This is a genomic window from Variovorax sp. dw_308, assembly GCF_019207085.1.
Lineage (GTDB): Bacteria > Pseudomonadota > Gammaproteobacteria > Burkholderiales > Burkholderiaceae_C > Variovorax.
In genome coordinates this window covers 244,214-256,535 of sequence record NZ_JAATOM010000007.1, presented here as the reverse complement: position 1 = coordinate 256,535, position 12,322 = coordinate 244,214, and the positions used below count along the sequence as shown (strand labels likewise).

Here is a 12,322-nt window from a genome sequence, read left to right as displayed (position 1 = left end):
GTGGGGTTCCCTGGACCTCAGATCTGGTCCGGGTTGGCGCGCGTCGGCGTGGCGCGCTCGACGGCATCGCCGGCCATCCAGCGGTCATCGACCAGCACGAAACTCTTGCGCTGCGTCAACGCCCAGCCATGCGGTCCGGCATGCCAGCGCGCGCTGCGCCAACCGGGCAGTTCGCCTGCAAGCGCTTCGCTGACGCCGGGCATGGACAGCCAGGGCGCCGGCTCGTCCAGAGTCCAGCGGACATCGGCCAGCACGCCGGTGTAGCGTTTGCCGCGCAAGCGCATTTCTTCGACCTGCCCGACGTTCGATACCGAATCGAGGCGCACGCCACGCGCCACGCAAAGCCGCCGGCCGCCACCCCACCGGGCAAGTTCCGGCATGGGCTGGTAGATCGAGATCGGCTGGGACAGGAAGCCTCCCGACTGCCCGCTGCTCGGACCCTGGTAGAGCCCCGCCTCGACCAACGTGTTCATCCACGACAAGGTGGCGGCGTTGCTGGTCTGGACGTTGACCGGCTCCTGGTCATAGGCAATGCCGTTGGCCACGCAGATGGGATCGCGGCCCGGCGTCACCTGGCCATTCGCGATGGCGTTCGACATGGCCGCGAACAACGCGGCCGGCGTCACCGACGGGGTGGCCAGCCAACGTTGAGCGCCGACGACGCCACCTACCGCGACGATCGCGAACGCGGCGCCCCACATGACCGTGCGCCGACGGCGAAGTGCGGACAGGGAAGCGCCGCACTGGTCGCAAAACCGCGAGGCCCCCTCGATTTCCCGGGAACAAGCCGGACAAAACATATTTTTCTACTCCCTGACTTCCCGCCCGACTAGTTGGACAAGGTCGGGTTGCGTTTCTCTTCTTCGATTCGTTGCTGCGCGCGAACCGCCTCGCATTGCGCCGTGGCCTTGAACTCTGCCATGGCGCATTGCGCCGCCATGCATTGCGCCTTGGCTATGAAATTCCGGCCTTCGCAGCCTGCTTGCGGATTCGGCGGGGGTGGTGGCGGCTCCGGCGACGGCGCTGGCGCCACGACCGCCACGGGCGGCGGCGGCGCGGCGGGCGGCGAGGCGACGACCGCGGCCCTTCGAGGCTTCGGCGCTGCCGCGACTGGCGGGCGGGTCGGTGGCGCGGCGTCTTGAGGCGGCGTCGGCTTGACGTAGTCGGCCAAGCCGGGGGATGTCGCCGGCGCAGGCGCAGGCACGGCCGGGGCCACGTCCGTAGCCGGCGGTGCTGTCTGCGCGGGCTGGATCGCCTCCGTGGCGGGCGCCGCTGCCCCCACGGGCGCGGCGACCACCGGCGTCGGAGCGACGGCTTCGACGGGCGGGGGCGTGTTGCTGCCACGCACGGCGTACCAGGCGCCTGCCCCCGCCAAGGCAACCACCAGGACGGCGAGGCCGATGCTGCGATGGAGTGTCGGATTCCCGGGAGGCTGTGGTGCGGGTGTGGATGCCCGTCTTGCGGGAGATGGCGGGCTCGACACAGGCGCGCTCGCCTCGGGCGCGGCGGTCCGTCTGGCCGGCGCAGCCGGCGTCAGGCCGACCCCGCCGCGCTTGAACTCCGCAGTGCCTTCCCGCTCTCGCTCTCGCTCCGATGCCGATGCCGATGCCGATGCCGATGCCGATGCCGATGCCGATGCCGATGCCAATGCCGATGCCAATGCCGATGCCGGACGGGGCGGCGGCGCAGGCGCAGGAACGCTGGGATCGAACACGCCCACCGCCAATTCCGGCGCGCGGGCCAATGGCGCGGGCGCAGTCGCCGGCCAAGCGGCATCGTCCGCGGCCTCGGGGGCGACCGAAACCGCGCGCGCCGGCGCGGCCGCCGACGACAGCTTGGTCCCGCAGTTCTTGCAGAACCTGGCGGCATCGCGGTTTGTTGCGGCGCATGCCGCGCATACCACAGACATGACAGCGCCTTTCATTCAGCTTGTAACCGTGACGGGCGACTGGCGAGGTCGCGCCAGCATCAGGTAACCGCCACGCGCTTGGGCTTGTTGACCATGCGCCGGGCAATCACGGAACCGAGCGCCAGTGTCAGTTCGAGGGCCACGCCAGGCTGGCGGTTGGCCAGTTCGGCAAACCGGATCGGGCTCAGGCGCCAGACGCGCGCGGAGCCCGTGGCGACCACATTGGCCGAGCGCGGCAGCCGCGAGAAGAATGCCCCTTCGCCGACGACCGAGCCCGGATTGAGGATCGCGAGCTGCATTTGCCCTTCTTCGCCCACCACATGCACGCTCAGTGCGCCGCTCTCGATAAAAAACAGCGTGCGGTCCTGCGTGCCCTGGTTGATAAGCGCTTGCCCGGCAGGCATGTCGATCTGTTGCAGGTAGGCGCCCAGGATGTCCCACTGCGCCTGCGTGTAGGCGGGAGCAAAGGCGTCATAGCTTGTGTTCTGCGCAATGGCGCGGCAAAGTTCCTGGATGGCGGAAGACATGATTCAACCCTCGGTGGCCGGACGGAGTATGCGGGAATCGACATACTCGCGGGAACAATTGTCACAAATTTAAACCGTTCGTGTTACTTGCCGATGCAAAAACGAGAAAATATCACGCCCAATAGCTCATCGGCACCGAAGGCGCCAGTGATCTCGTTGAGCGCGTTCTGTGCCAGGCGGAGCTCTTCGGCGAGCAAGTCCAATGCCGGTTGGCGTGCGGCCAGCCGCTCCGCCGCCAGGGACAGATGCTCCGAGACCCGCGCCAGCGCATGCACATGGCGGGCCCGGGCCAGATACACGCCGTCGGGGACGGCCTGCCAACCCGCGATCTCGAGCAAGCGCGTGCGAAGGGCCTCGATGCCGAAGCCGGTCTTTGCCGACAGGCTCAATCCCTCATGCTGCGGCGACAAGTTGGTGACCGCGTCATGCTTGTTCCAGACGTCCAGCACCGGCACGCCGGCCGGCAGCTTTTGCCGGAGTGAATCCAGGATGTCGGCATCGCCCGCGGCATAGTCCGGCCGGTCCGCACGCGTGAGGTCGTGCAGGAACAGCACCGCGTCGGCCGATTCGATCTGGCTCCACGCGCGCGCGATGCCGATCTGCTCGACCTCGTCGCTGCTTTGCCGCAGGCCGGCTGTGTCCGCCACATGCACCGGCACGCCATGGATCTGGATGGTCTTGGCCACCACGTCGCGCGTGGTGCCTGGAATGGCGCTGACGATCGCCAGTTCGGCGCCGGCCAGCGCGTTCAGCAACGAACTCTTGCCCGCGTTCGGCTGGCCCGCGATGACCACCTTGATGCCTTCGCGCAACAGGGCGCCCTGGCGCGCGCGCAGTTGAACCGTGGCCAGCTGCGCCTGGAGCACGGCGAGCTGGCCGGTTGCATCGGCTTTCTGGAGGAAATCGATGTCTTCTTCCGGAAAGTCGAGCGTCGCTTCGACCAGCATGCGCAGGTGGATCAGCGCATCGCGCAGCACATGGATCTCGCGAGAGAAAGCGCCAGACAAGGAGCGGCCGGCGCTGCGCGCGGCGGCTTCGGTGCTGGCGTCGATCAGGTCGGCGATTGCCTCGGCCTGCGCCAGGTCGACCTTGCCATTCAGGAACGCGCGCTGGCTGAACTCACCCGGTTGCGCCACGCGCAGGCCAGGCAGCCGTGCGCGACCGCTGGCGGCATCGACTTCACTCGCCGCCTCCAGGCAACGGGCCAGCAGCAACTGCAGCACCACCATGCCGCCGTGCGCCTGCAACTCCAGCACGTCCTCGCCGGTGAAGGAGTGCGGCGCCGGAAAGTGGATGGCCAGCCCATGGTCGACCGGCTCGCCGGCGGCATCGCGAAAGGGCAGGTAGGTCGCTTCACGTGGCTTCAGCGGCTTGGCACAAAGCGCTTCGATCAAGGGCGCGAGGCGCGCGCCCGAGACGCGCACGATGCCGACAGCACCGCGTCCGGGTGCGGTGGCAATGGCGACGATCGGGTCCGCGGCGTGGGCAAGCATGGGGGACATTCTTCCAGACACAAAACAAAAGGGCCGCATGGAGCGGCCCTTCGGGGATTGGCGGTCATCCGGCTTTGCCGGATCAGGCATCACTTCTTGCCGAGCACGCCCAGCCGCTTGTTGATGAACCACTGCTGCAGGATCGACAGCGAGTTGTTGGTGATCCAGTACAGCACCAGGCCGGCCGGGAAGAAGATGAACATCACGCTGAACGCGAGCGGCATGATCCACATCAGCTTGGCCTGCATCGGGTCCGGCGGGGTCGGGTTGAGCCAGGTCTGGAACAGCGAGGTCGCCGTCATGACGACCGGCAGGATGAACCATGGATCGGGTGCCGAGAGGTCATGGATCCACAGGACCCATGGGGCATGCCGCATTTCCACCGACGACAGCAGCACCCAGTACAACGCAATGAACACCGGGATCTGGATCACGATGGGGAAGCAGCCGCCCATCGGGTTGACCTTTTCCTCGCGGTAGATCCGCATCATCTCGGCCTGCATTTCCTGCGGCTTGTCCTTCATGCGCTCGCGCATCTCGGTGATCTTCGGGTTGATGGCCTTCATCTTGGCCATGCTCGCGTAGGCCTTGGCGTTCAGCCAGTAGAAGGCCGCCTTCAGCAGCACCACCAGCGCGACGATCGACCAGCCCCAGTTGCCCAGCAGGCTGTGCAACTGGTTCAGCAGCCAGTAGAGCGGCTTGGAGATGATCGCGAAGATGCCGTAGTCCTTGACCAGTTCAAGGCCTGGGGCGAGCGCCTCGAGCTTCTTTTCTTCTTCAGGCCCGGCGAACAGGTCGGTGTCGATGGTCTGGCTGGCGCCCGGAGCCAGCTTGTTGAGCGGCAGCACCATGGCCACCGAGAACTGGTTGTTGCCGAGGTCGGCCACGCGGAACTCGCGCTTCAGTTCCTTGCTGTCCGGCGCATTCAGCAGCCAGGCCGAGACAAAGTAATGCTGCACCATCGCGATCCAGCCGTTGTTGGCGGCCGGTGGGACTTCGACCTTCTTCTTCTCGATGTCCTTGAAGTCGACCTTGTGGAATTTCTTCTCGTCGGTGTAGATCGCCGGGCCGGTGAAGGTGTTGGTGCCGAACATCGTGCTGGAGGCCACGGTGCCATGGCGCACGAACTGCAGGTAGAGCTGCGCGTCACGCGGCTGGTCGGTGGTGTTCACGACCTGGTGCTTCACGCGGATGGAGTAGTCGCCGCGCGTGAAGAGGTAGGTCTTGACGTACTTGAGGCCGCCCACGGGTTGCGACTCGAACACCACTTCCAGCGTGTTCTGGCCGTCGGCCATCTCGCGCGGGCCGGGCTTGGCCGTCATGGGGCTCAGGTGGGTGGGGAAGCGTTCGCCGGTGTCGACCGGGTTCAGCAGGCCGGTCTGCGCCACATAACGCGTGGCCGGCGAGCCGTCTTCCATCAAGGTCACGTCCTTGATCTCGTTCGGCGGCACGGGCTGGCCGATCATCTTCTTGAAGGTCTCGATCAGGCCACCGTTGTTGGTCTGGTCGACGTACTTGCGCAGTTCGAGCTGCGACAGCGTGCCGCCCTGGGCATCGATGGTCGCCTTGAACACGTCCGTCGAGACGGTCAGCTTTTCACCCACCGGCGCAGTCGCTTGTGCCGGCACGGCGGTTGCGTTGCCAGGGGCGCCAGCAGCGGCCGGCACGGCGCCTTGCGTGACTGCACCGGGAGCGGCCGGCTGCGTGGCCGCGGGATGGGGCGCACTGAGGAAAGTCGGCTTGTTGCCGTTGTAGACCTGCCACTGGTCCCACAGGAGCACCAGTGAGAAACCAAAGATCACCCACAGGATGGTTCGGCGGATATCGTTCATGAAGAAGACTTCTTGTCGGAGATGAGAGATGTGAACAGCGCGCCTGAATCAGTCTTCGCAGACCCCCCTGCAGGCGGCACTGGATCATGCCCGCCTTTGCACCAGGGCTGGCAGCGGGTCAATCGTTTGAGCGTGAGATAGCTGCCGCGCGCGGCGCCATGCGCCTGCAGCGCCCCGATGGCGTAGACCGAGCAGGTCGGCTCGAAGCGGCAGGATGCGCCGAGCCATGGGCTCAGCAATAGCCGGTAGGCCTTGACCAAGCCGACCAGCAGCCGCTGCATCACGGCCTCGCCTTCCTGCCGGCGGTTGCAGCGCCCGCAGACGTGGTCGCGGTGGCGCGCGCCAGCAGTTGCTGAAGCTCGGCGCGTACGGCCGCCTTCAGCTTCTCGGAGCTGGCGCTGATGAATTCCTTGCGATCGAAGGCGGCGCGCAGGCGCACCACATGCGCCGCGCGCGGCAAGGCGGCGCCCGACTGGGCGCTCACGTTGTAGACCTGACGCTTGATCGCATTGCGCGTCACCGCCCGCTTGGCCCAGCGCTTGGGCACCATGGCGCCGATCCACACGTCGTCGACGGTGAACAGCGGCGCAGCGGCAGTGGGGGGTTCAGCGGAAAGCGATGGGCCATCGAGCGCACAACGGTGCAGGGCGAAGTGAGCAGTGCGCGCCACGGTGGAACCCGCGAGGACGGCCTGGAATTGCGCGCGGGTCTTGAGCCGTTGCATGGAATCCGATGCGCCTGCAGAAGTTGCGGGCGATGGCTCCGATGGACTGGTTGCCGGCAACGGCGCCCGCGAGGCTGCCGTCAGACGGCCAGGCGCTTGCGGCCCTTGGCGCGACGTGCGTTGATGACAGCGCGACCGCCACGGGTCTTCATGCGGACGAGGAAACCGTGGGTACGGGCGCGGCGGACTTTGGATGCTTGGTAGGTGCGTTTCATGATGGTTCTTCCTGATTAATCTGGCTCATCGATCGATGTCGGATGAATGACGACGGGCCGGACGCCCCCGAAACACACACACTAAGAGGCATTCAGGGAAACCCGCGATTATCGCAGACATTTTGTGTGGCAACAATGTCGGCAGGTTTACTCGGGCTTTCCCGGCACGTCGCGGACGTGTGGATAAGTTTTTGACAAGTTAGAATGCCCGGCGCTTCGCACAGCAAATATCCACAACACAAACAAGAGATGACAGAGGGTTTCACCATTCGTCCGCAGCCCCATGTCGACTGACAGCATCGGCGACAGCCTGTGGCAGGCTTGCGTCGACCAGCTCGCGCAGGAGCTGTCCGAACAGCAGTTCAACACCTGGATCAAACCGCTCACCGCGCAGGTCGCAGACGACCTGTCGCGCATGACCGTGTTCGTGGCCAACCGCTTCAAGCTGGACTGGATCCGCGCCCAGTACGCTGGCCGCATCGCCGCCATGGCAGAGAAGCTTTATGGCCAGCCAGTGGCAGTTGAGTTAGCGCTTGCTCCGCGCGAAATGCCCGTGCGGTCTTCACCCATGGTGGCGCTTGCGGAGACGGACGTGCCCCGCGACGTGGCCGGACCCGGCGAGGACCCGGTCGCCACGGGTTTCAAGAACCGCCTCAATTCCGGTCTCACTTTCGAGACCCTGGTGGAGGGCACGGCCAACCGCATGGCGCGCGCCGCGGCCATGCACGTGGCCGGCATGCCGGGGCACCTCTACAACCCGCTTTTTATCTACGGTGGCGTTGGTTTGGGCAAGACCCACTTGATGCACGCTGTGGGTAACCGCTTGCTCCAGGACCGGCCCGAATCGAAAGTTCTCTACATCCATGCCGAGCAGTTCGTGTCGGATGTGGTCAAGGCCTATCAGCGCAAGACTTTCGATGAATTCAAGGAGCGCTACCACTCGCTCGATCTGCTGCTGATCGACGACGTCCAGTTCTTCGCCAACAAGGACCGCACGCAGGAAGAGTTCTTCAACGCCTTCGAAGCCTTGCTCGCCAAGAAGTCGCACATCGTGATGACCAGCGACACCTATCCCAAGGGTCTGGCCGACATCCACGAGCGGCTGGTGTCGCGCTTCGATTCGGGGCTCACGGTGGCGATCGAGCCGCCTGAGCTCGAGATGCGCGTGGCCATCCTGATCAACAAGGCGCGCGCCGAGTCGGCGGAGATGCCCGAGGAAGTGGCCTTCTTCGTGGCGAAGAACGTGCGCTCCAACGTGCGCGAACTCGAAGGCGCGCTGCGCAAGATCCTCGCGTACTCGCGCTTCAACCAGAAAGAGATCTCGATCGCGCTCGCGCGCGAGGCGCTGCGCGACCTGCTGTCGATCCAGAACCGCCAGATCTCGGTGGAGAACATCCAGAAGACGGTGGCCGACTACTACAAGATCAAGGTCGCCGACATGTACAGCAAGAAGCGCCCGGCCAGCATTGCGCGGCCGCGCCAGATCGCGATGTACCTGGCCAAGGAACTCACGCAGAAGAGCCTGCCGGAGATCGGCGAGCTGTTCGGCGGACGCGATCACACGACCGTGCTGCACGCGGTGCGCAAGATCTCCGGCGAGCGGCAGCAGCTCACCGAACTGAATCAGCAATTGCACGTCCTGGAGCAGACGCTCAAGGGCTGAATGATCTCAAGTGTTGGAACGCAACTCAAAGAAAGAATAGGAAGAGCCAAGCATGATCGTCCTGAAGGCCACACAAGACAAGGTTCTCGCCGCGCTGCAATCGGTGTCCGGCATCGTGGAGCGCCGCCACACATTGCCCATCCTGGCCAACGTATTGATCCGCAAGACTGGCGGGCAACTGCAACTGACGACAAGCGATCTCGAAATCCAGATCCGCACCACTGCCGAGCTCGGCGGTGACGAGGGCAACTTCACGACGACCGTCGGAGCGCGCAAGCTCATCGACATCCTGCGCACCATGCCGGCCGACCAGACGGTGAGCCTGGAATCGAGCGCGAGCAAGCTGGTGCTCAAGGGCGGCAAGAGCCGCTTCACGCTGCAATCGCTGCCGGCGGAAGACTTTCCGCTGGTCCAGGAAGCCGCGAGCTTCGGCCCGGTGTTCAGCGTGCCGCAGAAGACGCTCAAGGACTTGCTGAGCCAGGTCTCCTTCTCGATGGCGGTGCATGACATCCGCTACTACCTGAACGGCATCCTGTTCGTCGCCGAAGGCAAGCAGCTGAGCCTGGTCGCGACCGACGGCCACCGGCTGGCCTTTGCGTCGGCCACGCTCGACGTCGAAGTGCCGCGCCAGGAAGTGATCCTGCCGCGCAAGACGGTGCTGGAAATGCAGCGCCTGCTCAGCGATGCCGGTGGCGAAGACCAGCCCGTCATCGAGATGCAGTTCGCGAGCAACCAGGCGAAGTTCAGCTTCGGCGGCATGGAGTTCGTCACCAAGCTGGTCGAGGGCAAGTTCCCCGACTACAACCGCGTGATTCCCAAGAATCACAAGAACACCGTGACGCTGGGCCGCGCGCCGCTGCTGGCCAGCCTGCAGCGCACCGCCATCCTGACGAGCGAGAAATTCAAGGGCGTGCGACTGAACATCGAGCCCGGCACGCTGCGCATCGCGTCGAACAACGCCGAGCAGGAAGAAGCGCAGGACGAGCTCGACATCGACTATGGCGGCGACGCGATCGAGATCGGCTTCAACGTCACGTACCTGATCGAGGCGCTGGCCAACATGAGCCAGGACATGGTCAAGCTGGAGTTGGCCGATTCGAACAGCTCCGCGCTGCTGACCATTCCGGAAAACGCTTCGTTCAAATACGTCGTGATGCCGATGCGGATATAGCAAAACGGCCTTTTGGCCTCACTTGATTGTGAGCAGCCTGCCCCCCTTGCAGGGGCGATACCGCAGGCTTGGCAACGCCAGTTCCGCGGTATCCCTGGAACAGAGAGAACGGTGACTCGCACCGAGTCGCCCGAGGAAGGAAAGTGATGAGCGAAGAGAACAAGCCCGAAGTACCGCACACCGAACCGGTCTACACCCCGGAAATCGACAGTGCGATTCCAATTGAAATCACCCCGCCCGACACCTCGTACGGCGAAGGCTCCATCACGATCCTCGAAGGCCTGGAAGCGGTGCGCAAGCGCCCCGGCATGTACATCGGCGATACCTCCGACGGCACCGGCCTGCATCACCTCGTGTTCGAAGTGGTGGACAACTCCATCGACGAAGCGCTGGCCGGCCATTGCGACGACATCGTCGTCACCATCCACACCGACAACTCGATCTCCGTGACCGACAACGGCCGCGGCATCCCGACCGGCGTGAAGATGGACGACAAGCACGAGCCCAAGCGCTCGGCGGCGGAGATCGCGCTGACCGAACTGCATGCCGGCGGCAAGTTCAACCAGAACAGCTACAAGGTCTCGGGCGGCCTGCACGGCGTGGGCGTGAGTTGCGTGAACGCGCTCAGCGTGATGCTGCGCCTGGTGGTGCGCCGCGAAGGCAAGATCCACGAGCTCGAATTCAGCCGTGGGTTCGTGCAGAACCGGTTGATCGACACGGTGGACGGTGTCGAAGTCTCGCCCATGAAGGTCATCGGCGACACCGACAAGCGCGGCACCGAGGTGCACTTCCTGCCCGACGTCCAGATCTTCAAGGAGAACTCGGACTTCCACTACGAGATCCTCAGCAAGCGCCTGCGCGAACTGAGCTTCCTGAACAACGGCGTTCGCATTCGCCTGAAGGACGAGCGCACCGGCAAGGAAGACGACTTCTCGGGCGCCGGCGGCGTGCGCGGCTTCGTGGAGTTCATCAACAAGGGCAAGACTGTCCTGCACCCGAACTCGTTCTATGCGGAGGGCGAGCGCCCGGCCGACACCTACGGCGGCATCCCCGGCACGCACATCGGCGTCGAGGTCGCGATGCAGTGGAACAGCGGCTACAACGAGCAGGTCCTCTGCTTCACCAACAACATCCCGCAGCGTGATGGCGGCACCCACCTCACCGGCCTTCGCGCCGCGATGACCCGCGTCATCAACAAGTACATCGAAGAGAACGAGTTCGCCAAGAAGGCGAAGGTCGAGGTCACCGGCGACGACATGCGCGAAGGCCTGTGCTGCGTGCTGAGCGTGAAGGTGCCGGAGCCCAAGTTCTCGAGCCAGACCAAGGACAAGCTGGTGTCCAGCGAAGTGCGCGCGCCGGTGGAAGACATCGTCGGCAAGTTGCTGAACGACTACCTGCAGGAACGGCCGAACGACGCCAAGATCATCTGCGGCAAGATCGTTGAAGCAGCCCGCGCACGTGAAGCCGCCCGCAAGGCACGCGAGATGACGCGCCGCAAGGGCGTGCTTGACGGCATGGGCCTGCCCGGCAAGCTTGCCGATTGCCAGGAGAAGGACCCGGCGCTGTGCGAGGTCTACCTGGTGGAGGGCGACTCCGCTGGTGGCTCCGCCAAGCAGGGCCGCGACCGGAAGTTCCAGGCCATCCTGCCGCTGCGCGGCAAGATCCTGAACGTCGAGAAGGCACGCTACGAGAAGCTGCTGACCAGCAACGAAATCCTGACCATGATCACCGCGCTCGGCACCGGCATCGGCCGCGCGGGTGCGACCACGTCGGGCGGCGGCGCGGACGATTTCAACGTCGCCAAGCTGCGCTACCACCGCATCATCATCATGACCGACGCCGACGTGGACGGCGCGCACATCCGGACGCTGCTGCTGACCTTCTTCTACCGGCAGATGCCGGAGCTGGTGGAGCGCGGCCACATCTACATCGCACAGCCGCCGCTCTACAAGGTGAAGGTCGGCAAGGAAGAGCAGTACCTGAAGGACGGGCCTGCGCTGGATGCCTTCCTGCTGAAGGTGGCGCTGAAGGACGCGAGCATCGAGACTGGCGGAGAGAAGTCGGCCACCCTCAGCGGCGACACGCTGGCCGAGCTGGCGCGCAAGCACCAGTTGGCCGAGGCTGTGATCGCGCGGTTGCGCAACTTCATGGACGCCGAAGCGTTGCGCGCGATCGCCGACGGCGTGCGGCTGGACCTCGACACGACCGCCAGCGCCGAAGCGTCGGCCGTGGCCCTGCAAACGAAGCTGCGCGAACTCAACACCACCGGCGTGCCGGCCGAAGTGGCCAGCGAGTTCGACGTGCGCACCGACAAGCCGCTGCTGCGCATCAGTCGGCGCCATCACGGCAACATCAAGAGCAGCGTCATCACGCAGGACTTCGTCCACGGCGCTGATTACGCCGCGCTGGCCGAGGCAGCCAACACCTTTCGCGGCCTGCTGTCGGACCAGGCCGTGGTGAAGCGCGGCGAAGGCGAGCGTGCCAAGGAAGAACGCGTGGGCGACTTCCGCATCGCGATGAAATGGCTGATCAGCGAAGCCGAGCGCACCACCTCGCGCCAGCGCTACAAGGGGCTGGGCGAGATGAACCCCGAGCAGTTGTGGGAAACGACGATGGACCCGAACGTGCGACGCCTGCTGCGCGTGCAGATCGACGATGCGATCGAAGCGGACCGCGTGTTCACGATGCTGATGGGGGATGAGGTGGAGCCGCGGCGGGAGTTCATTGAGCAGAATGCGCTGCGGGCGGCGAATATCGACGTGTAGGCTGCGGGGACCCTCCGGTCGCT

12 protein-coding genes are annotated in these 12,322 nt (G+C 65.0%); 4 read left to right on the top strand and 8 right to left on the bottom strand.

Annotated features, from left to right (window positions below; translation table 11 throughout):
- Positions 1-17: 17 nt before the first annotated feature.
- Positions 18-701, bottom strand: a complete 684-nt coding sequence (locus tag HCU76_RS17065) for a hypothetical protein (RefSeq protein ID WP_213957306.1) — start codon at positions 699-701, stop codon at positions 18-20.
- A 128-nt stretch (positions 702-829) separates the two neighbouring features.
- A complete protein-coding gene (locus tag HCU76_RS17060; protein WP_218510089.1) occupies positions 830-1,375 on the bottom strand; it encodes a hypothetical protein in 546 nt (181 codons plus the stop codon).
- Between the two features lie 70 nt (positions 1,376-1,445).
- On the opposite strand from HCU76_RS17060, the gene HCU76_RS17055 reads away from it, so the two are divergent.
- Complete coding sequence (locus HCU76_RS17055; protein WP_218510088.1) at positions 1,446-1,976, top strand: hypothetical protein; 531 nt, start codon at positions 1,446-1,448, stop codon at positions 1,974-1,976.
- Here HCU76_RS17055 and HCU76_RS17050 read toward each other — a convergent pair.
- From HCU76_RS17050 to rpmH, 6 genes are all read right to left on the bottom strand, one after another.
- The gene (locus HCU76_RS17050) at positions 1,969-2,436 is read right to left on the bottom strand and encodes a Crp/Fnr family transcriptional regulator (RefSeq protein WP_218510087.1); all 468 of its coding nucleotides are present in this window, start codon (positions 2,434-2,436) and stop codon (positions 1,969-1,971) included. The genes HCU76_RS17055 and HCU76_RS17050 overlap by 8 nt on opposite strands.
- An 83-nt stretch (positions 2,437-2,519) precedes the next feature.
- Positions 2,520-3,929 (bottom strand): tRNA uridine-5-carboxymethylaminomethyl(34) synthesis GTPase MnmE, encoded by a 1,410-nt coding sequence (gene mnmE / locus HCU76_RS17045; protein ID WP_218510086.1) that lies wholly within the window; start codon positions 3,927-3,929, stop codon positions 2,520-2,522.
- An 89-nt stretch (positions 3,930-4,018) separates the two neighbouring features.
- The gene (yidC, locus tag HCU76_RS17040; protein WP_218510085.1) at positions 4,019-5,761 is read right to left on the bottom strand and encodes a membrane protein insertase YidC; all 1,743 of its coding nucleotides are present in this window, start codon (positions 5,759-5,761) and stop codon (positions 4,019-4,021) included.
- Positions 5,758-6,042: a membrane protein insertion efficiency factor YidD gene (gene yidD, locus HCU76_RS17035; RefSeq protein ID WP_218510084.1), complete on the bottom strand. Its 285-nt coding sequence runs from the start codon at positions 6,040-6,042 to the stop codon at positions 5,758-5,760. Before yidD ends, yidC begins: the two co-directional genes overlap by 4 nt.
- The gene (locus HCU76_RS17030; protein ID WP_218510083.1) at positions 6,042-6,485 is read right to left on the bottom strand and encodes a ribonuclease P protein component; all 444 of its coding nucleotides are present in this window, start codon (positions 6,483-6,485) and stop codon (positions 6,042-6,044) included. The genes yidD and HCU76_RS17030 overlap by 1 nt, the downstream gene beginning before the upstream one ends.
- Positions 6,486-6,565: 80 nt before the next feature.
- Entirely contained in the window at positions 6,566-6,700 is a 135-nt protein-coding gene (rpmH, locus tag HCU76_RS17025; protein WP_007834827.1) for a 50S ribosomal protein L34, read from the bottom strand.
- 283 nt (positions 6,701-6,983) lie between these two features.
- Here rpmH and dnaA point away from each other — a divergent pair, with 283 nt between their 5' ends.
- From dnaA to gyrB, 3 genes are all read left to right on the top strand, one after another.
- Complete coding sequence (dnaA, locus tag HCU76_RS17020) at positions 6,984-8,363, top strand: chromosomal replication initiator protein DnaA (RefSeq protein WP_213959568.1); 1,380 nt, start codon at positions 6,984-6,986, stop codon at positions 8,361-8,363.
- Positions 8,364-8,415: 52 nt separating this feature from the next.
- Complete coding sequence (dnaN, locus tag HCU76_RS17015) at positions 8,416-9,534, top strand: DNA polymerase III subunit beta (protein ID WP_213959569.1); 1,119 nt, start codon at positions 8,416-8,418, stop codon at positions 9,532-9,534.
- Between the two features lie 146 nt (positions 9,535-9,680).
- On the top strand, positions 9,681-12,299 hold the full coding sequence (gene gyrB / locus HCU76_RS17010; RefSeq protein WP_218510082.1) for a DNA topoisomerase (ATP-hydrolyzing) subunit B: 2,619 nt from the start codon (positions 9,681-9,683) through the stop codon (positions 12,297-12,299).
- Positions 12,300-12,322: the final 23 nt, after the last annotated feature.